This window comes from Trichormus sp. NMC-1 (assembly GCF_001858025.1).
Lineage (GTDB): Bacteria > Cyanobacteriota > Cyanobacteriia > Cyanobacteriales > Nostocaceae > Anabaena.
Map to the genome: position 1 here is coordinate 544450 of NZ_LZQD01000003.1, position 22429 is coordinate 566878.

18 protein-coding genes and 7 pseudogenes are annotated in these 22429 nt (G+C 40.1%); 14 read left to right on the forward strand and 11 right to left on the reverse strand.

All coding sequences use genetic code 11. The features are described from left to right. Positions 1 to 24 precede the first annotated feature (24 nt). The 5 pseudogenes from A9Y75_RS26495 to A9Y75_RS13725 all read left to right on the forward strand — a co-directional run. Positions 25 to 300: pseudogene (locus A9Y75_RS26495) on the forward strand (BrnT family toxin); the annotation flags it as partial. Then, positions 266 to 349: pseudogene (locus A9Y75_RS30400) on the forward strand (CopG family transcriptional regulator); the annotation flags it as partial. The pseudogenes A9Y75_RS26495 and A9Y75_RS30400, both read left to right, overlap by 35 nt. A 33-nt stretch (positions 350 to 382) precedes the next feature. Further along, positions 383 to 820: pseudogene (locus tag A9Y75_RS26500) on the forward strand (hypothetical protein); the annotation flags it as partial. Positions 821 to 831: 11 nt separating this feature from the next. Continuing rightward, a pseudogene (pilM, locus tag A9Y75_RS26505) lies at positions 832 to 1170 on the forward strand (pilus assembly protein PilM); the annotation flags it as partial. Positions 1171 to 1204: 34 nt separating this feature from the next. Continuing rightward, positions 1205 to 1456: pseudogene (locus A9Y75_RS13725) on the forward strand (bifunctional folylpolyglutamate synthase/dihydrofolate synthase); the annotation flags it as partial. Positions 1457 to 1498: 42 nt separating this feature from the next. On the opposite strand, the gene A9Y75_RS13730 reads toward A9Y75_RS13725, so the two are convergent. From A9Y75_RS13730 to A9Y75_RS13740, 3 genes are all read right to left on the reverse strand, one after another. After that, positions 1499 to 1759: a hypothetical protein gene (locus A9Y75_RS13730; protein WP_071190104.1), complete on the reverse strand. Its 261-nt coding sequence runs from the start codon at positions 1757 to 1759 to the stop codon at positions 1499 to 1501. A gap of 106 nt (positions 1760 to 1865) precedes the next feature. Further along, the gene (locus A9Y75_RS13735; RefSeq protein ID WP_071190105.1) at positions 1866 to 2279 is read right to left on the reverse strand and encodes an HNH endonuclease signature motif containing protein; all 414 of its coding nucleotides are present in this window, start codon (positions 2277 to 2279) and stop codon (positions 1866 to 1868) included. Beyond that, positions 2280 to 2489 carry a hypothetical protein gene (locus A9Y75_RS13740; protein WP_071190106.1) on the reverse strand — a complete coding sequence of 70 codons (210 nt, stop codon included), beginning with the start codon at positions 2487 to 2489 and terminating at the stop codon, positions 2280 to 2282. 169 nt (positions 2490 to 2658) lie between these two features. Between A9Y75_RS13740 and ileS the strand changes: the two genes are divergently transcribed. Next, a complete protein-coding gene (ileS, locus tag A9Y75_RS13745; RefSeq protein WP_071190107.1) occupies positions 2659 to 5676 on the forward strand; it encodes an isoleucine--tRNA ligase in 3018 nt (1005 codons plus the stop codon). A 151-nt stretch (positions 5677 to 5827) separates the two neighbouring features. On the opposite strand, the gene A9Y75_RS13750 is transcribed toward ileS, so the two are convergent. Then, entirely contained in the window at positions 5828 to 6712 is an 885-nt protein-coding gene (locus A9Y75_RS13750; protein WP_071190108.1) for a ParA family protein, read from the reverse strand. 435 nt (positions 6713 to 7147) lie between these two features. Here A9Y75_RS13750 and A9Y75_RS29635 point away from each other — a divergent pair, with 435 nt between their 5' ends. From A9Y75_RS29635 to A9Y75_RS13780, 6 genes and pseudogenes are all read left to right on the forward strand, one after another. Then, the gene (locus A9Y75_RS29635; RefSeq protein ID WP_071190109.1) at positions 7148 to 8518 is read left to right on the forward strand and encodes an AAA family ATPase; all 1371 of its coding nucleotides are present in this window, start codon (positions 7148 to 7150) and stop codon (positions 8516 to 8518) included. Then, complete coding sequence (locus A9Y75_RS13760) at positions 8518 to 9228, forward strand: hypothetical protein (protein ID WP_071190110.1); 711 nt, start codon at positions 8518 to 8520, stop codon at positions 9226 to 9228. Before A9Y75_RS29635 ends, A9Y75_RS13760 begins: the two co-directional genes overlap by 1 nt. A 592-nt stretch (positions 9229 to 9820) precedes the next feature. After that, positions 9821 to 10120 (forward strand): annotated as a pseudogene (locus A9Y75_RS13765) (class I tRNA ligase family protein); the annotation flags it as partial. Positions 10121 to 10292: 172 nt separating this feature from the next. Then, positions 10293 to 11522 (forward strand): glycosyltransferase family 4 protein, encoded by a 1230-nt coding sequence (locus A9Y75_RS13770; protein ID WP_071190112.1) that lies wholly within the window; start codon positions 10293 to 10295, stop codon positions 11520 to 11522. Positions 11523 to 11634: 112 nt separating this feature from the next. Beyond that, the gene (locus A9Y75_RS13775; protein WP_071190113.1) at positions 11635 to 12261 is read left to right on the forward strand and encodes an alpha/beta hydrolase; all 627 of its coding nucleotides are present in this window, start codon (positions 11635 to 11637) and stop codon (positions 12259 to 12261) included. A gap of 155 nt (positions 12262 to 12416) precedes the next feature. Continuing rightward, complete coding sequence (locus A9Y75_RS13780) at positions 12417 to 12629, forward strand: DUF2555 domain-containing protein (protein ID WP_071190114.1); 213 nt, start codon at positions 12417 to 12419, stop codon at positions 12627 to 12629. Between the two features lie 182 nt (positions 12630 to 12811). Here A9Y75_RS13780 and A9Y75_RS13785 read toward each other — a convergent pair whose 3' ends face one another. Together A9Y75_RS13785 and A9Y75_RS13790 are read right to left on the reverse strand one after the other, a co-directional pair. Beyond that, a complete protein-coding gene (locus A9Y75_RS13785) occupies positions 12812 to 13606 on the reverse strand; it encodes a pentapeptide repeat-containing protein (RefSeq protein WP_071190115.1) in 795 nt (264 codons plus the stop codon). Between the two features lie 11 nt (positions 13607 to 13617). Then, the gene (locus tag A9Y75_RS13790; protein WP_026104322.1) at positions 13618 to 14256 is read right to left on the reverse strand and encodes a hypothetical protein; all 639 of its coding nucleotides are present in this window, start codon (positions 14254 to 14256) and stop codon (positions 13618 to 13620) included. Between the two features lie 595 nt (positions 14257 to 14851). Here A9Y75_RS13790 and A9Y75_RS13795 point away from each other — a divergent pair. Next, positions 14852 to 16444, forward strand: a complete 1593-nt coding sequence (locus A9Y75_RS13795; protein WP_236721400.1) for a pyruvate kinase — start codon at positions 14852 to 14854, stop codon at positions 16442 to 16444. A 61-nt stretch (positions 16445 to 16505) separates the two neighbouring features. On the opposite strand, the gene A9Y75_RS13800 is transcribed toward A9Y75_RS13795, so the two are convergent. From A9Y75_RS13800 to A9Y75_RS13810, 3 genes are all read right to left on the reverse strand, one after another. Then, positions 16506 to 18119 (reverse strand): RluA family pseudouridine synthase, encoded by a 1614-nt coding sequence (locus A9Y75_RS13800; RefSeq protein ID WP_071190116.1) that lies wholly within the window; start codon positions 18117 to 18119, stop codon positions 16506 to 16508. 236 nt (positions 18120 to 18355) lie between these two features. Next, complete coding sequence (locus tag A9Y75_RS13805; protein WP_071190151.1) at positions 18356 to 18544, reverse strand: hypothetical protein; 189 nt, start codon at positions 18542 to 18544, stop codon at positions 18356 to 18358. Between the two features lie 339 nt (positions 18545 to 18883). Then, positions 18884 to 20032 (reverse strand): alanine--glyoxylate aminotransferase family protein, encoded by a 1149-nt coding sequence (locus A9Y75_RS13810; protein ID WP_071190117.1) that lies wholly within the window; start codon positions 20030 to 20032, stop codon positions 18884 to 18886. Between the two features lie 157 nt (positions 20033 to 20189). Here A9Y75_RS13810 and A9Y75_RS29640 point away from each other — a divergent pair, with 157 nt between their 5' ends. Continuing rightward, positions 20190 to 20825, forward strand: coding sequence for an HPP family protein (locus A9Y75_RS29640; protein ID WP_236721401.1), 636 nt, complete (start codon positions 20190 to 20192; stop codon positions 20823 to 20825). Here the strand turns inward: A9Y75_RS29640 and A9Y75_RS27620 are convergent. Continuing rightward, positions 20720 to 21277: pseudogene (locus A9Y75_RS27620) on the reverse strand (RluA family pseudouridine synthase); the annotation flags it as partial. The gene A9Y75_RS29640 and the pseudogene A9Y75_RS27620 sit on opposite strands and share 106 nt — an antisense overlap. 1 nt (position 21278) lies before the next feature. Then, on the reverse strand, positions 21279 to 22429 hold a 1151-nt coding region (locus tag A9Y75_RS13820), incomplete at its 5' end, for a reverse transcriptase domain-containing protein (protein ID WP_236721402.1).

A 22429-nucleotide genomic window follows, 5' to 3' on the forward strand; every position in this document is an offset into this window, starting at 1 on the left:
AATGGGTTTGATTGGGATGAAGGAAACTCCAAAAAATGCTGGAATCGTGTTTCTCAAGAAGAAATCGAATATTTATTTCATCAGAAGGATGTTTTGATTACCCCAGACATTAAGCATTCTGAAGATGAAGATAGATATCTTGCTGTAGGAGTTTCCTGTAAAGGAAGGCACATTTTTGTAGCTTTTACTTTTCGCAATCGGCAAGCGGATATATTGATTAGACCAATCAGTGCGAGATATATGCACGATAAAGAGGTATTTTCCTATGAAGAAAACTTTCCCAAGAGTCAAAACGGATGAAGAAATAGAAGCACTTTTAGAAGATGACTTATCAGAATATCTTCATCCTGGAAATTTTCAACCTGTAACCTTTGAATTTAACCCCACTAGTAAGCCTGTAGTCCGAAAAGATAACAGTCTTACTCTCGGCTTTACTCCATCCACAAACACTACCGCATCAGCACCCACAACACCTAGTACAAACACCACCGCATCAGCACCCACAACACAGGCTAATATTCCTGTCGAGCCTGGTAAAAAGCCAGATGTGTTAGTGCCTAACCCAGAAATCACAATTGACGGCAAACCGGCAAAAGCAGCTGGCCCTAATCAACCTTACAACCAAGCTCCTCCGTTCTTACCGAGAGCCGTTGCTCCACCAGTGGGAGATATTACCCAAGCTAGTATCGATACTTCTCCTACCACTATTGATTTAGGCACTCAAGAACGAGTTCCGCGTTTAGTGCTGCGAGAAGCACCAGTCAGGGAAGTTTTGTCACTTCTGGCTCGTGCAGCTGGTCTGAACTTAGCTTATGTTGGCACACTCCCAGGATGGCCGAACTCATCCAGCAAACAATGGCTGAGAGTAAAATCAAAGCTTCTCGCGTTGCTACTTGTGTTCCAGGGCGAGATGCAATTGTACGTGTTATCCCTGTGCCAGCAGAATTGGATAACAAAGAGTTACGGGAGATGGTACTCAACCATGAAGCAGCTTTGTATTTGCCTTATCCACGAGAAGAAGCTGATGTAGATTACCAGAAACTTGGGTACTTTGTAGATGAGGATGGAATTGAAAAAGTACAGGTGCTTTTGGTTGCCACTCGTAAGGAGGTGACTAATACCTATATTAATACGTTTGCAGAAGCAGGATTAAAAATCGATGTTTTAGAAAGGATGGGCAGAATATCAAAGATTGACAGATGTAGAAAAAATAGAAAACTCTCCATCTAAAATTAAATATCCATTACCGTTAAAGGGACAAATTCAATTACATAATTCAGCTTTGGCTTTAGCAGCTTTGGAAATATTGCAACAACAAGGTTGGGAAATTTCTGAAACAGCCATTATTAATGGTATGGGAAAAACTAAATGGCCAGGCCGAATGCAATGGATTACTTGGAAAGATCATAAACTATTAATTGATGGCGCACACAATCCAGCCGCAGCAGAAGTTTTATTTCCCTACAGGTTAGAAAAATCTTCTACAATGTTATTCAGTTTATTTGAATATATTGCGATTAGATAAACGATTTTCATCTAAAGCATTAATTAAATATTCTCCTGTTTCTTGCTGTTCCTGTTCATCACTTTCATCTATCCAAGACTGAAGTACATTAACTATTTTCAATTGTTTTTCTTTTTGTAGAAGAGATTTTTGGATAAGCTCCAATGTATAAGTTTCCACAGAAAGTCCTTGCTGTTGTGCTTCCTGTATTAAATACTGTTCTAATTCTGGTGGTAAGCTGAGGGTTAGTGTCATAAATCTATTGTGAGTGACTTTATATATTGTAAACCTGCAAAAACAAAAAATTAACCCCAAAATACCAATGTGTAATGTTGGGTTTTCTCAACTGAACCGAAGGGGCTTAAAATGGTGGATGACGGCCAAGTAATTCCTCTTCTCCTCGAATTGCTAACATCATCGCACGATTCATTTTTAATGCTTCAATAGTTCCTCTTGCTGTAGCTGTTAATCCTACCACTCTCACATCATCCCAGCGAAAGTTTTCTGTCCATACTTGTTGACGAGGATTAAAAATAGATACTTCTTTTTTTGTTTCTGGATCTGTTACTGTTTGTCTAGCAGATTTACGCAGTGAACATGACACACAAGCAAGAGCTAAATTATCAGATGTTGTTGCACCACCAGCCACAACTGGAATAATATGATCTATGTGAAATGTTGCAGCTTGTCCTGCTTGAGACAAACAACAATATTCACACCTATCTTTTGCACGCTGGATAACTAATTGACGTAGCGAACTTGGAATTTTACCCATTTATCCCGCCCGCATGATACGCTGAGAACGCAAGGAAAGCAAAGATAAAAATTCCGCCAAATCAACTAAACCTTCAGCTTCATTTCTTTCTGCTAAAGTCAATTCTTCCCCAGCATCTTGACGATCTAATAAAAATTGTAACCGTGTTTGTACAGCTTCAGGAAGTTGAAAATAAGTCAAACTAACCGGTATCTCAATTACTTCAGTCATATAATATTTCCCTACAGATGTGATCTATTGTCTGAAAGTATGACTAGAAATATCTGATCAATATAGCGATGCCTTCGGCGAGCAAAGCGATCGCTCACCGCACCCTACAATCATACCATCTCCTATAATTGATCGGATAACCTGCACACCTACATTTAGGCATGAAACTGTGACCGAAACTGGAAAATACAAAGATACCGTCAACTTACCCAAGACTAACTTCGATATGCGGGCAAACGCCATTAAGCGCGAACCCGAAATCCAAAAATTCTGGGAAGAAAACAACATTTATTCTCAACTGGCACAAAATAACCCCGGCGAATTATTTATACTGCACGATGGTCCTCCCTATGCTAACGGCCAGTTGCATATTGGTCATGCTTTAAATAAGATTCTCAAAGATATTATTAACCGCTACCAATTGCTAAAAGGTCGTAAAATTCGCTACGTTCCAGGCTGGGATTGTCACGGATTGCCAATTGAGTTGAAAGTTCTGCAAAATATGAAACAGGCAGAACGGCAAAATCTCACACCTTTGCAATTGCGACAAAAAGCGAAAGAGTTCGCACTAAAGACGGTAGACGAACAACGAGAAAGCTTTAAACGCTATGGGATTTGGGGTGATTGGGAAAATCCTTATTTAACCCTCAAACCAGAATACGAAGCCGCGCAAATTGGCGTTTTTGGGGAAATGTTCCTCAAAGGTTATATCTATCGCGGTTTAAAGCCTGTGCATTGGAGTCCTAGTTCTAAAACGGCTTTGGCTGAAGCAGAGTTAGAATATCCTGAAGGTCACGTTTCTCGCAGTATTTACGCCGCTTTCCCAGTCGTGAAGGTTGCAGAAGGGTTAAAAGCTAGTTTGGATGGCTTCTTGCCTGATTTGGGCGTGGCTGTGTGGACTACTACTCCTTGGACTATTCCTGGTAATTTGGCTGTGGCTGTGAACGCAGATTTAAATTATGCGGTTGTGGAAGTAGAACCCCACCCCCTAACCCCCTCCCCGCAAGCGAGGAGGGGGGATGAAGAAGAGGAAGTTTCTCCTACCGCGCAAGCAGGAAATGAAGAATTTACCTCCCCCTCTCCGCAAGCAGAGAGGGGGACTGAGGGGGTGAGGTTTCGATATCTCATCGTTGCGGCTGAGTTGGTGGAAGGTTTAGCTGCTAAGTTAAATATGCAGTTAACGGTGAAAGCCAAGTTCCCAGGGAAGGATTTGGAACATACTACTTACCTTCATCCTCTGTTTGACCGTGAAAGTCCGGTAGTTGTTGGTGGTGATTATATCACTACTGAGTCGGGGACTGGGTTGGTTCATACTGCTCCTGGTCATGGTCAAGAGGACTACATTGTCGGTCAGCGTTACGGTTTGCCGATTCTTGCTCCTGTTGATGATAGTGGTAATTTTACTGATGAAGCTGGTAAGTTTTCTGGGTTGAATGTTTTGGGTGATGGTAATCAAGCGATTATTGATGCTTTGCAGGAAGCGGGTTCTCTGTTGAAGGAGGAGGCTTATCCTCACAAGTATCCTTATGATTGGAGAACGAAGAAACCGACGATTTTCCGCGCTACTGAACAATGGTTTGCTTCTGTGGCTGGTTTTCGGGAGGAGGCTTTAAAGGCTATTTCATCTGTGCGTTGGATTCCGGCACAAGGTGAAAACCGCATCACGCCAATGATAGCAGAAAGATCCGATTGGTGTATTTCTCGTCAACGTTCTTGGGGTGTGCCTATTCCCGTGTTTTATGATGAAGCGACTGGGGAAGTTTTGCTAAATGCGGACACGATTAATCACGTTCAAGCTATTTTTGCCGAAAAGGGTTCTGATGCTTGGTGGGAGTTGTCGGTAGAGGAGTTGTTACCGGAAACATATCGCAATAATGGCAAGAGTTACCGCAGAGGTACAGATACAATGGATGTCTGGTTTGATTCTGGCTCTTCTTGGGCGGCTGTGGCGAAGCAAAGACCGGAATTATGCTATCCTGTAGATATGTATTTGGAAGGTTCTGACCAACATCGTGGTTGGTTTCAATCGTCTTTGTTAACCAGTGTCGCGGTTAATGGCATTGCACCTTATAAAACTGTGTTAACTCATGGTTTCGTCTTGGATGAAAATGGGCGAAAAATGAGCAAATCGGTGGGGAATGTGGTAGATCCTCAATTGATGATTCAAGGTGGGACTAACCAAAAACAACAACCTGCTTATGGTGCAGACGTTTTGCGGTTGTGGGTTTCTTCGGTTGATTATTCTGGTGATGTGCGGTTGGGTGGTAACATCATCAAGCAATTAGCTGATGTCAGAAATAAGATTCGCAACACAGCGCGGTTTTTATTGGGTAGTTTGCATGATTTTGATCCTCATAAGGATGCTGTAGCTTTTGATGATTTACCAGATTTGGATAAATATATGCTGCACCGCATTCGTGAGGTGTTTAATGAGGTGACGGAAGCTTTTGATAGTTTCCAGTTTTTCCGCTTTTTCCAAACTGTACAGAATTTCTGTGTTGTGGATTTGTCGAATTTTTATTTAGACGTTGCCAAGGATAGATTATATATCAGTTCGGCTGATGCTTTCCGTCGTCGCAGTTGTCAAACAGTGTTGCAAATTGCTTTGGAGAATTTAGCCAGAGCGATCGCTCCCGTTTTGTGTCATACTGCGGAGGATATTTGGCAATTTATCCCTTACGAAACACAATATAAATCAGTTTTCCAAGCTGGTTGGGTGCAGGTTGATGATAAATGGGAAAATGCAGAATTAGCGGAATTTTGGAAAACACTGCGACGGATTCGTGGTGATGTTAATAAGGTTTTAGAACAAGCACGAACAGAAAAACTCATTGGTTCTTCTTTAGAAGCTATCACTTTAATTTATCTCAGTGATGAAAAATTACGCGCTGCTATCGAACCTTTAAATGTTCGCGGGAATGGAATTGATGAATTACGGTATTTGTTCCTGACTTCTGAAGTGCAATTATTAGATTCTCCTGAAACATTAAAAGGATTAAAAACGCTGCGAGTTCAAGGTGAGGATAATTGGGATATTGGGGTAGTTAATGCCGCAGATTACGAAGATGATGGTAAATCATATCAGAAATGCGATCGCTGTTGGAACTATTCTACCCATGTTGGTGAATCTGAAGAACATCCTTTACTCTGTGAACGTTGTGTTCCTGCTTTAGCTGGGGAGTTCTAAAATAGAAGAAACTTAACCCCTTCCCGCTGTTTCGTGGAGAGAAAAACACCCTTTTCTGTTTCCAATCAATCTGACAGATAAAAACATAGTCCCCCTCTCTGCTTGCGGAGAGGGGGTTTGGGGGGAGAGGTTCCGGGATTTGTTCAACCCATTACAATTTTTGCAACAATTCTTGAGTTAACTGCATAAATGCTTTAGAACCAGCAGAGTTAGGACTAAGTAAAGAAACCGGCATAAAACTATCAACAGCTTTAGCCACATTTACATCAACAGGAATCTGTGCTTTACAGATTTTATCAACACCAAAATCTTCTACAACTCGGTGCATTACCTGTTTATAATATCTACCATTCAGTAGATTTGCACTAGACATACTAAAGACAATTCCCAGCATTTGAATATTTATCTTCGCTTCATGTTCGTGACTATCTTTTAATTGAGCAATGCGTCTTTCTAATAGTTGAATTCCCACCACAGACAAAGGTTCTGGTTTCGCTGGAAGAATATAAAAATCACTACTAGCTAAAGCACTACGAGTCATGAGATTATAGCCAGGAGCGCAATCTAAAAGAATAAAATCATATTCATCGCGCACTGGTTTTAAGATGTTATTAACTAAGACTCTTTCAAAGCGATTCCAAATAGTTTCAAAATCCTGCTCACCCAAAGATACAGATTGATGATGCAGCATTTCCGAAACGACAAATTCATCATATAAATCAATATCTCCCGGTAACAAATCTAATCCTGGAAGATTGCAAACTTGAGGTTGAACGATATCATGAATTGTCAATTTAGCATCAGGTTCTGGGTTAATAACTTCATCTATCAAATATCTAAATGTCTTTCTTTGTTTGCGACGTTTTGCAAACTCCAGCGGTGACATTAGACTCAGAGTAGCGCTAATTTGACTATCTAAATCTAAAATCAGTACCTTTTTTCCATGATTTTTCGCTAAACAAGTCCCTATATTGACTGTGAGAGTGGTTTTACCGACTCCACCTTTCATGTTTGCAGTTGCAATTACATATCCCATTGGTTAATTCCTCTACTGACACTTTCCCATTGAGGTAGCGTACATATTATCTAATAGATTTCAACTTTGGTTAATTTACTCTTTTAGGAGGATGTGAAAAAGTGCTTCAAGCAGTCAGATTATATCTTACCAGGCAAGGGAAACCACCAAACTACCCAGATAAAGTCCATTTGTACAGCTTTCAGAAAGATTTTTCTAGATAAAAATTACGTATTATTACTTAATTTAGCCTAAATTTAAATTTGGTTTAAATTTGGTAAATTTTGAATTATTTGGATAAGCTGCTATGTCAACTATAAGTAAAAATACTTATTACAATAGCCTTTTTCTACAGATTTTTAAGTAATCTTCATAACTCAATAAACTCAAAATATGGCATAATCGACCACATAGTGGATTTTCGGAAATAATTACTGTTTTTTGAGGTAAAGAACCTTGCTTTTTAACCCTGAACTGTGCCGTAACGAAAGCGAAGTTGAAAGCAAACTTATCGTTCAATATTTGCTACCACAGTTAGGGTATACCCCTGATACTTGGCATCAAGAAGTTGCTGTTGGTAGTATCCGTTTAGACTTTTTGGCATTTGGAGTCCAAGTCGTTCCTTTGATTTTAGATGCTAATTCCCCCTTAAGTGTAGTCATGGAGGCAAAAAGTCCCAAGCAAAATTTAAATCATCATGTTTTGCGACTTAGGCATTATTTAACTAGCTTAAATGTGCGCTTTGGTTTGTTAACTAACGGTAAGGAAATCAGAATTTATCAAAAGTTACGAGATGAGATTCAGTTAGTTTTTCAATGTCAGGGTAATGATGTTCAGGAAAAGATGGAGGAAATTAGGGGTTTAATTGGTAGGGAGAGTTTAAAAAATCAGCAACTTAAGGAACAGTTAGAAGTTCAAATATCAGATTTAGAACCAAGAAAGGAGCATTCTATGAAGACAATTGCAATTTATCACAATAAAGGCGGAGTTGGTAAAACAACAATTGCGGTTAATCTTGCTGCGGCTTTGAGAAAAAAAGGTAAAAGTGTACTTTTGATTGATTTAGATTCTCAAGCAAATACTACTTTTGCTACAGGTTTAATCAAATTTCAATTTGAAGAAGATGATAACTTGCAAGATTGTAACGTATATCATCTGCTAGAATCTGGTGATTTCTACTCTATACCTGATGTAATTCGTAAATCGGACTACTTTAATAATCCTGAACTAGATGTTATTCCTGCACATATTAACTTAATTGAAGGACAGTACAAGCTAAATCAAATTGATGCTAGTAAAACAAGGTTACTTACTAAGTTAAAAAAGGTAGAAGAAGTATATGATATAGTTATTATTGATACGCCTCCATCTAGAGATTTATATGCCAAAGTCGCATTAGTTGCAGCTGATTATCTAATAATTCCATCGGATTTAAAGCCATTTGCTAATCAGGGACTATTAAGTGTTAAAAACTTTATTGCCGAAGTTAATGAATTTAGAGAAATTATAGGAAAACCCGTGATTAATTTGATTGGTGTTTTATCATCCAAAATCTCAACTAATTCTAGATTTTTACAGTATAGTTTTCCCAAGCAAAGAAGTGTGATTTCTGAACATTACAATCTACCTTTAATGGAAGCAGTGATTTATGATAGAACCATGCTATCTGAATGTATGAATCAGACTATATCAGTTGGTGAATTAGAATATCCTGATCCCAAGTCTATTCATAAATATGCAGAAGAAGTAAAAACCGAAGCTCAAAAATCTGCTAGAGAATTTGATATTTTAGCAGATGAAGTTTTACAAAAAATGAGGATAGAATAATGATTAATTTTTCATTAGTTGATGTTAAAAGTGTAACCTCAAATGTTCTACGTTCAAATTTTAACGAATCCGACTTAGAAAACCTTGCAGACTCGATTATAGAAACTGGAGGAATTATCAAACCATTGGTTGTTAAATTAACTGCACCAGAGAGCTACACTGTAGTTAATGGCGATTTTGAGTATTATGCTGCTGTTAGAGCAAGAGAAAAAAATCCTCGTAAATGTGAAATGGTTAATGCTTTTATCATCTCACCAAAAATTGAAGATTTAGTAAAAAAGCAAGTTACAACTATTGAAGTACCAGTTAGTGCGACTCAACCATCAATCATTAAACCTGAAGTAACGAATTTAGACTCATCACGTCTCACAAATCTGGAATTACGCTTTGAGAAACAACTCAATGAGCTAAAATCTGAACTTACACAAGAAAGACAAAGAATAGATGATAAATTCAAACAATTTGAGCGTCTTATTCCACAGGAAATTAATCCACTCAGTTTATTAAATACTTTGGAAAAAGACGAGTTATCTATCAGATTACAACGCTCTAGAATTCCTGGGGCTGAAAAAATTGCTAAAGCAATAGTAGATGCTAGAGACAAAAAATCAAAGCAGGTGTTTGAAGATTATCGTGATGTAGTCAAATCCGTTAAAGGATTGGGTGAAAAAACACTGTTAACCATCATTGATGAATGGTGTAGAAATTAGCCTTCTCTAACTTTGCATTTTTGCAGGGCTATTTGTCAACATCAACCGCCCGGAACTTTAGTTCTGGGCTAATAGCTAAAGTCCGTTAAAACGGACTAAATTAATCATCAAGAGTCGGTTAAAATCAACTTTCGCTATTAGGCTCAGAATGATAGCGTAGCGTGGCGTAAGCCATATTCTGAGACAGGCTTTTGCGTCTACTCTTAGAGGATGTTTTAAAAGTATTTTTGGTAACATCAAAAGTCTCAGAACCTAACCCCCAACCCCTTCCCTACCAGGGAAGGGGAGTAAGAATCAAAGCCTCTCTCCCTGTGGGGGAGAGGTTTGGAGAGGGATGTGAAAAAGTGCTTCAAGCAGTCAGATTATATCTTACCAGGCAAGGGAAACCACCAAACTACCCAGATAAAGTCCATTTGTACAGCTTTCAGAAAGATTTTTCTAGATAAAAATTACGTATTATTACTTAATTTAGCCTAAATTTAAATTTGGTTTAAATTTGGTAAATTTTGAATTATTTGGATAAGCTGCTATGTCAACTATAAGTAAAAATACTTATTACAATAGCCTTTTTCTACAGATTTTTAAGTAATCTATTCCGGCACAAGGTGAAAACCGCATCACGCCAATGATAGCAGAAAGATCCGATTGGTGTATTTCTCGTCAACGTTCTTGGGGTGTGCCTATTCCCGTGTTTTATGATGAAGCGACTGGGGAAGTTTTGCTAAATGCGGACACGATTAATCACGTTCAAGCTATTTTTGCCGAAAAGGGTTCTGATGCTTGGTGGGAGTTGTCGGTAGAGGAGTTGTTACCGGAAACATATCGCAATAATGGCAAGAGTTACCGCAGAGGTACAGATACAATGGATGTCTGGTTTGATTCTGGCTCTTCGATATAGCTAAGAACGAAACAAAAATCCATAATCTGCCTGATATCAAGCTAATAGTACTATCAGGCAACCTAATCTAATTTTCCAGAAATATTTTATACAAATATTAAATAAATTCCACCATACCGCGAGATTTATATGTATCATCTTTGAGATGATCAGATAATTCAAAACTATGAATATATTAATGCTATCTTCCACATTTCCCTACCCACCCACAAGGGGAGGAACAGAAATCAGGACTTTTTATTTACTCAAGTACTTGCGTCAACGTCATCATATTACCCTCGTAACTCAACGTGATACCTATGTCACAGATACGGAAATCGCCCAATTAGGTGATTATGTTGATGATTTGATAATTTTCCCCCGTCCTCTTCCTAGTAGTAACTTCTCAGGAATACTCCAAAAAATTCAGCGATTTAGTACATTTTTAATCAAAGGAACTTCCCCCAATGTCCTTAATCGTTATTCATTAGAAATGCAGCAATGGATTGATAAATTTGTCGAATCGGATAAATGTGATGTCATTACCTGTGAACATAGCGTTAACGAAATTTATATCCGTCCCCATTTCAAAAATAAGGTAAAAACTATAGTTGATATTCATAGTTCTGTTTATGCAACTTGTTTAAATCAGTTAACAACTGGTACAGCAGAAAATAAACTGCGAGATAGTTTATATTTACCCCTTTTACGTCGCTATGAACAAGGATTTTGTTCTAAATTTTCTGACATTGTAGTAACAACAGAAGAAGATAAACTGCAATTTCAAGAATTTAGTCACCAACAAGAAATTCCCGTAATTCCTAATGGCGTGGATTTAGATTTATTCCCCATGCGTAATCATGATCCTGGTGGATATCGACTGATTTTTATTGGGGCAATGGATTATATAGCTAACATAGATGCAGCGCGATTTTTTAGTAAAGAGATATTACCAGAAATTCAAAAAAAATATCCTGATACTGTTTTCGATATCGTCGGCTCTCGTCCTGTTCCCGAAGTTTTAGAACTGCAAAATCAACCAGGTGTGAATGTTACTGGTAGAGTCCCTTCAATGGTCGAATATCTGCATAAATCTACAGTTTGTGTAATCCCTATGCGGACAGGATTTGGTATAAAAAATAAAACCCTAGAAGCCATGGCCGCAGGTGTACCGGTAGTGGGGAGCGATCGCGGTTTAGAAGGACTAGCCGTAGATGGTGAAACAACGCCATTACGCGCACTTCGGGCAAATCAACCCGCAGAATATGTCACCGCAATTTCTCAACTATTTGAAAAACCAGAACTACGACTAGAACTTTCTCATCATGCTAGACAACTCATAGAAAGTGAATTTACATGGGAAATTGCCGGTCAGCACTATGAACAAGTCTGCGTGGGAAACAGTAATACTATCTGATTTGTGATAATTGGCAAAATACAAAAACAAGGTATTATTACTTTCGATCATAAAAAACATATTATTTTTAGAGATCGACCTTAACTAATAACTCAGCACAATAAAATCACTCATGACTCCAACATTAGATTTCATCAAGTTTTCCTCAAAAACACAGCAAAACCCATCCGCTTTAATTGTTACCTTACACGGTTGGGGTGCAAATGCTCAAGATGTCGCATCATTATTGCCTTATTTAAACCTACCTGACTATGAATTTTTGCTTCCCAACGCACCTTATCCATATCCCTATTCTCCTACCGGCAGAGCGTGGTATGACCTGCAGGAAGAGAATATGTATGAAGGATTGACAGAAAGTCGGCAAATGCTCATAGATTGGTTGCAATCTTTAGAGAGTGTCACAGGAGTACCGTTATCGCGGACTATTTTGAGTGGGTTTTCTCAAGGTGGTGCCATGACTTTAGATGTAGGATTAAACTTACCCTTAGCTGGTTTAGTGGTGATGAGTGGGTATTTACATCCTGGGGTAGAAAAGCTCAAACACAGTAGTTTTCCCCCCACATTAATTATGCATGGCAGACAAGATCAAGTTGTACCATTACCAGCGGCTATCAAAGCCAAAACAGTTGCAGAATCTTTAGGAGTAGCCGTAGATTACCATGAATTTGATATGGGACACGAAATCAGTCCGGAAATGTTAGGGGTGCTACGAAGTTTTGTGGTAAACACAATTGGTTAGCCCAAGTTACCAATTTTTTACAAATCTGGATGCAAATAAGCAAAATTTTTACAAAACAGATGCCCACTAATGAGTAATATAGATTGGGTGGATGCTTTTAGGGCAACTCCACCCAGGGCTGAAAGCAAACGCTGCAAAAGGGAGGGGCAAGCATTATGAAAACTCTAAGCATTTCCAAAACAGAAATTGCTGCCATGAAAGCAGCAGAGGTGGAAGATTTGGCTACGCGTCTGGAATTGGATAATTACAGCAATGCTTTTGAGGGTTTGAATGACTGGCATCTACTGCGAGCTATTGCGTTTCAGCGTCCAGAGTTAGTTGAGCCTTATATTCACCTCTTGGATTTAGAACCCTACGACGAAGCATAGCAATTTTAGATTTGAGATTTTAGATTGGGGTCTGTAATCGTAATTTAATTCCTGCCCACGCATACCCATTGCTACCTAAAATGGGTATGATTGGGAATTATGCGATTTCGGATTTTGGATTTTGGATTTTGGATTTTGGATTGATTCCACGGATAAATCCTGGAACTTCTACCATCAAGGAATTATTGGTCATTCCTGGAACCATCAGGCATAATTGCACCTTGGAAATTAACACCATTGAGGTTCGCACCCTGAATATTTGCACCTCTGAGGTTTGCACCTCCCAGGTTTGCACCTCGCAAATTAGCCCCACTTAAATCAGTTTCCGTTAAGTTAGCTTCACTCAAGTTAGCTCTAAATAGGTATGAACTCCCCAAATGTGCCTTGGTTAAATTAGCTTTATACAAATTAGCTTTATAAAGGTAAGCTGCCATTACTTCTGCTTCATATAAGTTCGCTTCACTCAAATCAGCAGCAATTAAATTAGCCGCAATCAAATTAGCAAAACAAAGATTACTGCGAATTAATTTTGTCTCTCCTAAATCCGCATCTCGCAAAATAGCATCTTTTAAATCAGCCCCAATCAGATTAGCATTTGTAATGACAGCACCTCTGAGATTGGCTGCACTCAAATCAGCACCAATCAAATTTACATGACTCAAATCTGCCTGTGTCAATGTTGCACCGCTCAAGTTAGCAATACTAAAATTAGCTGCACTCAGGTTAGCTTCAATCAAAATAGCTTGATTGAGGTTAGCATTACTCAGATTTGCACCGCTGAGATTTGTTCGCACCAATAAAGCATGACTTAAATCTACCTTAGTCAAATTTACCCCTTGGAGATTTGCACCTCGCAAGTTTTCTCCTTGCAGGTTAGCCGCACTCAGATCAAGTTCAATTTGGGGATTTTGCTTTCTCCACTCTAGCCAGGTAACTGCACCTGCTTTGAGTAGTCTCAGATGCTCTTGATTTGCCATTTTTGCTCCTTTTATTCCTTACGCTGCTGGGGATTTTCTCGACCAGGGACGTTTTCAATCGCCGTTAAGGCTCCTGCTGCCCCCGCTAGGATATCCCGTTCGTGTCCACCTAAATACAGCCGTCCAAAGCTACCTACAGCTTGCACTTCCAGGATATTAATTGACGCTGCTTTCTCGGCTTCATTTGCAGCTAACGCAGCGTAAGCAGCTGGTTCAACTTCCAATACATATAGGGTTTGTCCAGCTAACAGTAGCTGTCCCCGACGGGTGCGGTTAATAAGTTGGGTTTGGTAAGCGTCAATATTGCGAATAATTTGGCTAGAAACCACACGGGGTTTGAGACAGTCTTCTTTTTTCACTCCCAGCAGGGCTAAAATTGCTTGTCCTGCGGCTCGTGTTTCCCCTTGGGAGCCAGAATGTACTTCTAATAGTCCATATAGCCTTTCCACTACCTGTACTCCCGGACGGACAGAGGCAGATTTGAGGGCGACATCTGTAATTTTATTGATTTCGATACCGGGTGAGATTTCAATCCACAGGGATGTATCCCCAGGTAATGGTAAGAAACCTTGGGCTACTGTTCCCATATATGCGGCGTGTTGAGGTTGCAGATTGTCTAGAAATACGAAACTGCGTAGTTCTATGCCCAAAATTTTGCTCTCCAGTCATGAGGGTAAACGTTTTTTCTATGCAATATTAGAGTTTACATATAAAAGCTGCATCAGCAAAATAGAATCTCAGTTAAATTTAGTCTGGAAAATCTTCACTTCCCCGCGTTTGTCCATAAAAAGTCGCTACACGTCTTGCTATATGTAGCCAAGTCACTGTGTTAGAAAGGTTTCTCCGCTTGAAGCAAGTGACGCGCCACTTAATAGTCGCCGAGGTAGTAATAAATTAGACTTGTGCATTCATCCTCTCAGACTCTAGAAATATTTTCACAAATAAACTGGTAATTTCTTCTGTTGCTGGTAAGAGAAATTCAGGTTTAGCAAGCGTTTGAATAGCGGGTGAGTTGTATGAGTTTTACTAAAACATTCAAAAGGTAGAGGTTATGTGGGGTAAATTTTGTAAACATTCAATGTGATGGCGAAATAAACCTAATCTGAGATTCAATCAAAACTCGATGAGGTGACGACAAAGCTAGAAGTTAAGAAACAGGAATTCGATGAGTAAGTAAGTCGGTGTGAAAAAACAAACTATGTGAAGAACGATAAGGTAGGCTCAAACTCTCCTTCCCCTCGCCTTATGCTAACGACAAATATTTACGCCGACCAAAGTTTAAAACTTAATTTGAAGAAAGAAATGAAAATCGAGTTTAATCTATCCAGTCCACAGGGTTTGTTATCGACTCTGCAAGAACTTCGCCAGACCGTTGAAAGCGTAGGAAAAGCCACCTTTAAGCAGTGGCGATCACACATTCAGCGTCCTGAGTTTCTTTCTAGTGCCTTGAATTTAGCTGAGTATCTGGCTTTACGTAGGCATGATTTACGTTCCCTCCAAGCTGCACTAATGCCTTGGGGTTTATCTTCATTAGGACGGATAGAAGCACGAGTGATTCCCAATCTCGATGCTGTCATTGCCACCTTGGAAATCATTTGTGGCTCTCAGTCTTCCCAGCATCTCAACCGTCCACCCATTGAGTTCTTTTTTGAGGGCGATCGCTTACTAGAACAGCACACCGAAGAATTGTTTGGTCAGTCCCCACCCCAGCGTCGGGTCAGGATTATGGTAACACTACCTACTGAGGCCGCCACTGACTATGAGATGGTGCGAGAAATTATTCAACGCGGGGCTAACTGTGTGCGAATTAACTGCGCCCACGATACCACAGAATCCTGGGAGAGGATGATCGACCATATCCATCGAGCGGAACAGGAAATAGGAACACCTTGTAAAGTCATGATGGACTTAGCTGGTCTCAAAATCCGCACAGGACAGGTACTGGCACCACTTAATAAAAAACGAGTATTTAAAGGAGATCATATCCTGCTGTTGCGGTGTGAGCCTGAACTCGAAAGTGAAGTAGGTGAGTCCATCCCATCACCTGTAGACTATTTCCAAACCTGCTGTACGGTTCCCAACATTCTCGATTTGTTAGCGGTTGACACCCCAGTGTATATCGATGATGGCAAGATTCGGACTCGTGTAGTTGATACTCAGTACCCAGTACCCGATGAACAACCGGGACTTTTACTACAAGTAACTCATGCCAGTCCCAAAGGAGTCAAACTTCGACCTGAAAAGGGATTGAATTTCCCAAACACAGTTTTGCCCCTCAGCCCACTGACTGAAAAAGATTTATCTGACCTAGATGTTGTCGCTACCCACGCAGATATTATTGGCTACTCTTTTGTGCAACGACCTGCCGATATTGAGTTACTTCAACAAGAATTGGACAAGCGCTCGGTCGAACGGCGGTCTCAACCAGCTATAGTCGCCAAAATTGAAACCGCGATCGCAGTTTCCAATCTGCCAGAACTAATTATTTATGCAGCAGGGAAGCAATCATTTGGTGTCATGATCGCCAGAGGCGACTTAGCTGTGGAAATTGGATACCAGCGTTTAGCGGAGATCCAGGAAGAAATTCTCTGGCTTTGTGAAGCGGCTCATGTTCCTGTGATTTGGGCAACTCAAGTGCTAGAGAGTTTAGTAAAAAATGGAACACCTTCGCGGGGAGAGATGACCGATGCCGCAATGGCTGAACGTGCTGAGTGTGTGATGTTAAACAAAGGCGTATTTATTGCCGAAGCGATCACCATTCTGGATGATGTTCTCACACGCATGGAAGCCCATCAATTGAAAAAAACGCCACAGTTGCGGGCGCTCCATTCGTGGTAATTATTTTAACCCGCAATATGAACCATCCCAGATTCTGAAACAGTATGAGGTTTCCCGTTTTTCAAAATGGTGTTTTTGTCTGTAAATACAGATTTTCTCCTAAATGCGGATGTTGAAAACTCAGTTCTCTGGCGTGCAGATATAGTCTACTGCTCTCAGTACTGCAACCATACAGCTTATCTCCCAAAATCATCATCCCTAATCCTCGCACATCAGCCGCATGAACTCGTAATTGATGGGTGCGTCCTGTCAGAGGGATAAATTCTATCCGGGTATAGTCTCCTTCTTTTTTTATTACCCGGAAGTGCGTTAAGCTGGGTTTTCCCCGTTCTAAATCAACTGTTTGATAAGGACGATTTTCAGGATTTCCCCACAATGGTAAATCAATTACACCTTCATTAATAATCAGATTACCTGCCAGGATAGCTTCATAAACTTTGTGAATTTTTCTTTCTTGGAATTGTTGATTTAGTTGAGAATGGGTAAATACATCTTTAGCTAATAAAAGAATACCAGAAGTTTCTTGATCTAAACGATGTACCGTCATCAATTCTACATCATACCAATTACGCAACCGACTCAGAACACTATCTTGGTTATGAACATAACGTCCAGGGACAGAAAGTAATCCTGGAGGTTTATTAACAGCTATTAACCATTGGTCTTCATGAATAATTTCTTCTTTTACCTGGGCTGAATGCTGATGTTTTCCTGATAGCAAAAACCCCATTAATGGCTGACACCTTTCTACACAAGCACCATAAAATTCACCTTGTTTTTTATCTTGAACAGAAGAATTTCCCCACCAAAACTCAGCCATTGCTAAAGGTTTTAGTTTATGAGTTGCCGCATAATGTAATAATTTAGGAGCGCAACATTCCCCTGTGCCGGTGGGTGTTCCTCCTGGTAGTAGTTGCTGTAAAGATAGAGATTTTCCAGAGAAATTAGTTAGGCTATAAGCAGCGTGCATTTGGGTTTGCAATTGGCGAGATAGTTCTCTTCGCTGTTGTTTTAGTTCTCTAATTTTTGTATCTGCGGCATTTATAATTTGCTGTAAATGCTGCAAAACTTCATTTTGACGACGTTTGAGATATTTACGCTCAATTCCCTGTTGACGGCTTTCTGCTTCCAGTTGGGCAATAGTTTCAATTGTGATGTTTTCTCCGAGTTGTTGACGTTTTTCCTGTCGTTCTCTTTTACTTCGACTATGTTGCAAACTCATTATTTGTAACTGCTGTTGAAATTCAGCAAATAATATTTCATATTCTTCTCGTTCAGGAAGTTGTTTGAGAGTAATTATCTCTTGTTTAATTGCTGCCAAGTTTGCTAAAGTTCGTGTTTCTGCTAAGGCAATATCTTCTCGTCCGGGAATGGGTGTCACCCAACCTTCAACCACACTACAACTATTCAATAAACCAGAAAAAGCTTTAATTACTCTTTGTTCACCATTAGGTAATTCAACTAATAAAATACCATACATTTTACCTTCACGGGAATAAATTTCATTTTGCTGAAGTTGTTGCATTAAACCCTCAGCTATAGCTTCTGCTAAAGAAGTACGCGGTAGTCTCAGCAATTCCCCCGTTTGCGGACAATTTCCTTCATAGTAATAGCTGGGAGGTGTAGCGGGAATTTCAGTATTGGGGTTAAGAAACTGCGAAAGTTTATTTAGCATCTTGTTCAACAATGCGACTTATAACTTATTAATATATAAATAAATACATTTGGCGTTGCTGAACCAAAGCCGGGACTGTAAAAAATGCGATATCTAATATCAAGTCCCGTTAATTGCTGCTCAAAAAAACTCGACCCGTCAGCCCTAATGATTAGTATTTGCTCTGATACGATATAATAACTCGCTCCAATCCCTACCCTACGAGTACATTGAGAGTAGGGACTGCTGCGAAGCGTTCAAATATCAACATTAAGATTTTCGATCTGTTTAGCAGCTTTATCCCACCTTTTTGCAGAGTCCTCATCTTTCCAGTGAGTTCTCAGATTCTCAGCTTTTTTGTGACATATACGCTCTAGCATCTCTAAAATTGCAGATAGTGTCAGCTGCTCAACTAACCCTTCTAAAATATTCATGTATTCTTTCATTACACACACCCCCGTAACTTGTACTTTGAGTGGGACTTCTTGAACCGTCCTGTGTCGAATATCAACACAAGAAGTACAGATTCTCATCAATTTTGCGTGACTTTTATATTATCCACCTAATAAGTTTTGAAATATGCATTTCTTCTTTATTCTCTACATTTGCGGGTATGTAGAACAACGTAAATAATTAAAGCTACAAATGAATCTCCGCGTCCCCGTGTCTCCCTGTCTCCGTGTCAGTCTAAATGATAAGTATATCTCTGACGAGACGCTACGCGAACAACCGGATATGATATAATTTATAATTATGGCGGGCAAGATGCCCACCCCACAGGAATTCTACTTACCCAAAACTTGCTTCAAAGCCTCAACCAACCTATCCACACTTTCAGGACGACTATTAAAACCCATCAAACCTACACGCCAAACCTTACCCGCAAGTTCTCCCAAACCACCGCCAACTTCAATGTTATGCTCAAGTAATAACTGCTTGGCAACGGCTTTACCATCTACCCCTTCAGGAATGCAAACTGTAGTTAAAGTTGGTAGTCTGTATTCCTTTTCAACGTGCATTTTTAAACCGATTTCTTCCAGGCTTTCCCAAAGATACTCTACATTCTTTTGATGACGTTGCCAACAATTTGCTAAACCTTCTTCCGCCATTAAACGCAGCGCTTCCCGTAAACCATAATATAAATTAATCGGGGCTGTGTGGTGATATGTGCGTTCAGCACCCCAATATTTCCCCAACAACAACATATCCAAATACCAATTTGCAACTTGAGATTGGCGTTTTTGCAACTTTTCCATGGCCCGCGCACTCATGGTAAAAGGAGAAGCACCAGGAGAACAACCTAAACCTTTTTGACTGCAACTATAAGCTAAATCAACACCCCATTCATCCAAAAAGATGGGAACACCACCTAAGCTGGTAACGGTATCCACTAATAGTAATGTGCCATGTTGGCGACACAAATCACCCACTTTTTCCAAGGGTTGACGAGCGCCGGTGGATGTTTCGGCATGAACTAAGGCTAAAATCGCCGGTTTATGGGTTTCTACTGCTGTACTAATTTCATCTAAATTGAAAACTTGTCCCCAAGGTTTGGTTATAGTTCGCACATCTGCGCCATATCTTCCCGCCATATCTACTAAGCGATTTCCGAAGTAACCAGCTACACCAATTAATACCACATCTCCTGGTTCTACGGTGTTAGCCAGGGTGGCTTCCATTGCGGCTGTACCTGTACCACTGACGGCGATGGTATGCGGGTTTTCTGTTTGCCATACGTAGCGTAGCAAAGATTGAATCTCATCCATCAAGGCTAAAAATGCCGGATCTAGATGCCCTAAAGGTGTGGTGTTCATAGCCTGTAATACCGCAGGATGGGCGTTAGAAGGACCTGGACCAAGTAATAAGCGGTTGGGGACTTCTAGGGGTGAAAGTTTTAACGAGTGACTATCGTTAATGGAAATTATTGATGTCATAAATTTATTTGAGGCTAAATGGTAATTAATCGCATCATAAAACGATTAGATTACCGATGTTTTCATCAGCCTCAAGATTGTCTATCATTCGTAGGAAGAAGCCATATCTCTAAAGTCTTAAAGTTGATGTAATCAGCTGTTAAGGCGAGATCGCGTCATGAGTCAAAAACGTTCTAGCTTAAAACCATTAGAAGGAGCAAATCGGACACTCAGGCGCAAGTTAGACCTGAAAGGAGAGATAGCATTAGCTACAGCCCCAACCGTAACTATACTGTTGGTGATGGGTTTTGTAGAAGCACTCACCCAACAACGGCTATTATTTGCTTCCCTTGCTTCCAGCGCTTTTTTAATTTATCTAGACCCCCAACACGGAACTAATGCTATCCGCACTTTGATACTTGCTCAAATGATGGCTGCTGGTATTGGTTTTATTACCTATTTCCTTTTTGGTGGTGGGTATCTTTCCGGTGGAATAGCAATGATATTAGCCATTTTTCTGATGATTATACTAGATGCCATGGTTGAGTCGAGGGAGGATATTGCTCCTCGCCCCTCTCAGTTAAATCTGGGCGTGCGACTTTCATCGCACCCAGCTTCCGATGTTCTTAGCTTTGGCGCTTGCTCATGTGTATGTAATCGTGGCAGCTTTCATGAATGGCTAGAAGGTTTTTATTTTTCCAATTTTTATGTTTGCAATTGGCGAGATAGTTCTCTTCGCTGTTGTTTTAGTTCTCTAATTTTTGTATCTGCGGCATTTATAATTTGCTGTAAATGCTGCAAAACTTCATTTTGACGACGTTTGAGATATTTACGCTCAATTCCCTGTTGACGGCTTTCTGCTTCCAGTTGGGCAATAGTTTCAATTGTGATGTTTTCTCCGAGTTGTTGACGTTTTTCCTGTCGTTCTCTTTTACTTCGACTATGTTGCAAACTCATTATTTGTAACTGCTGTTGAAATTCAGCAAATAATATTTCATATTCTTCTCGTTCAGGAAGTTGTTTGAGAGTAATTATCTCTTGTTTAATTGCTGCCAAGTTTGCTAAAGTTCGTGTTTCTGCTAAGGCAATATCTTCTCGTCCGGGAATGGGTGTCACCCAACCTTCAACCACACTACAACTATTCAATAAACCAGAAAAAGCTTTAATTACTCTTTGTTCACCATTAGGTAATTCAACTAATAAAATACCATACATTTTACCTTCACGGGAATAAATTTCATTTTGCTGAAGTTGTTGCATTAAACCCTCAATCTCCGTCATATGGCGATTTCTCCCCTTTGACATTGATATGTTTGTTTTCGGAGTAAGGAACTGATGGAAATGCCTTATCTAGTAATTGCTTACTTGTATAGCGGTTCTTTTTGGCTTCCTTATTGAATACCCTGAAAGCTCTTGTTTCGATGTGGTATAGCGAGTAACGCGTACCTCCCATCTTGCAGAAGCGGTGGTAATTCCTCCAACCTCTCACTACGGGGGCTAATTTCTCAGCCTTTGTGGTAGCTCCATAATTCGAGTTGTTAACGATGGCTTTTGCTTTCTTGCGAAAAGCTTTGTAATTGTCCACTGAAGGGACGCATCTAAACTTTCCGTTTTTCTGGACTTTGAAGTTCCAGCCGAGGAAATTAAAACCATCCGTCGCTGCGGTTAGCTTTGTCTTTTTCTCGCTGACTTTCATTCCCCGCTCTGCTAGGAACTGACTGATTTTATCAAGTATTTCGGTCGCATCGTCTTGAGGTCTGAGTATTATTACCATATCATCCGCATACCGGACTGATGGCTCAATAATATGTTCCTTGGAGGTTTTGTCTGTAATTCTTTTATGAGATGCCACATGGTATCTATGAACACTTTCAATCCCATTTAAGGCGATGTTAGCTAATAGTGGACTTACCACACCACCCTGGGGTGTTCCTTGTTCAGGAAACTCTGGATTAACTCCGGCTTTGAGACATCGGAAGATCCCTTGTCTTATACTCTTGGGAGCGATGAGTTTATCCATAATGGCAGTGTGGTTTATCCTGTCGAAACATTTTTCGATATCGAGTTCTATAACCCTTTTATCTATTCCATTTCGCGTAGAGCATAGGTTGTGGAACAAGATTTTCTGTGCGTCATGCGCCGAACGTCCCGTCCTAAACCCGTAGCTCCTGGCGTGGAAGGTTGCCTCGTGTGCTGGTTCTAGTGCGTATTTAATAAGGCATTGATAAGCCCTGTCCGCAATAGTGGGGACTTTGAGAATCCGAGTTTTACCGTCCTTTTTGGGGATGGGTATTTCGCGCAATCCCTGGTGTTTCCAGTTATTAGCTTCGGTTCTAAGTTTTTCACTTAGCTCAAACCTTTGCTCGAATGTGAGCGCGGTTTTACCATCAATTCCCGCTGTCTTTTTCCCAGCATTTA

Bases quoted from the DNA above. Each gene is read 5' to 3' on its own strand.
- A9Y75_RS13810 (WP_071190117.1), bottom strand. From the start codon at position 20,032: ATGACATCAATAATTTCCATTAACGATAGTCACTCGTTAAAACTTTCA.
- A9Y75_RS13805 (WP_071190151.1), bottom strand. From the start codon at position 18,544: ATGAAAGAATACATGAATATTTTAGAAGGGTTAGTTGAGCAGCTGACA.
- A9Y75_RS13760 (WP_071190110.1), top strand. From the start codon at position 8,518: ATGATTAATTTTTCATTAGTTGATGTTAAAAGTGTAACCTCAAATGTT.
- A9Y75_RS13800 (WP_071190116.1), bottom strand. From the start codon at position 18,119: ATGCTAAATAAACTTTCGCAGTTTCTTAACCCCAATACTGAAATTCCC.
- A9Y75_RS13770 (WP_071190112.1), top strand. From the start codon at position 10,293: ATGAATATATTAATGCTATCTTCCACATTTCCCTACCCACCCACAAGG.
- A9Y75_RS13795 (WP_236721400.1), top strand. From the start codon at position 14,852: ATGCTAACGACAAATATTTACGCCGACCAAAGTTTAAAACTTAATTTG.
- A9Y75_RS13785 (WP_071190115.1), bottom strand. From the start codon at position 13,606: ATGGCAAATCAAGAGCATCTGAGACTACTCAAAGCAGGTGCAGTTACC.
- A9Y75_RS13730 (WP_071190104.1), bottom strand. From the start codon at position 1,759: ATGACACTAACCCTCAGCTTACCACCAGAATTAGAACAGTATTTAATA.
- A9Y75_RS13740 (WP_071190106.1), bottom strand. From the start codon at position 2,489: ATGACTGAAGTAATTGAGATACCGGTTAGTTTGACTTATTTTCAACTT.
- A9Y75_RS13750 (WP_071190108.1), bottom strand. From the start codon at position 6,712: ATGGGATATGTAATTGCAACTGCAAACATGAAAGGTGGAGTCGGTAAA.
- A9Y75_RS13735 (WP_071190105.1), bottom strand. From the start codon at position 2,279: ATGGGTAAAATTCCAAGTTCGCTACGTCAATTAGTTATCCAGCGTGCA.
- A9Y75_RS29640 (WP_236721401.1), top strand. From the start codon at position 20,190: ATGAGTCAAAAACGTTCTAGCTTAAAACCATTAGAAGGAGCAAATCGG.
- A9Y75_RS13780 (WP_071190114.1), top strand. From the start codon at position 12,417: ATGAAAACTCTAAGCATTTCCAAAACAGAAATTGCTGCCATGAAAGCA.
- A9Y75_RS13775 (WP_071190113.1), top strand. From the start codon at position 11,635: ATGACTCCAACATTAGATTTCATCAAGTTTTCCTCAAAAACACAGCAA.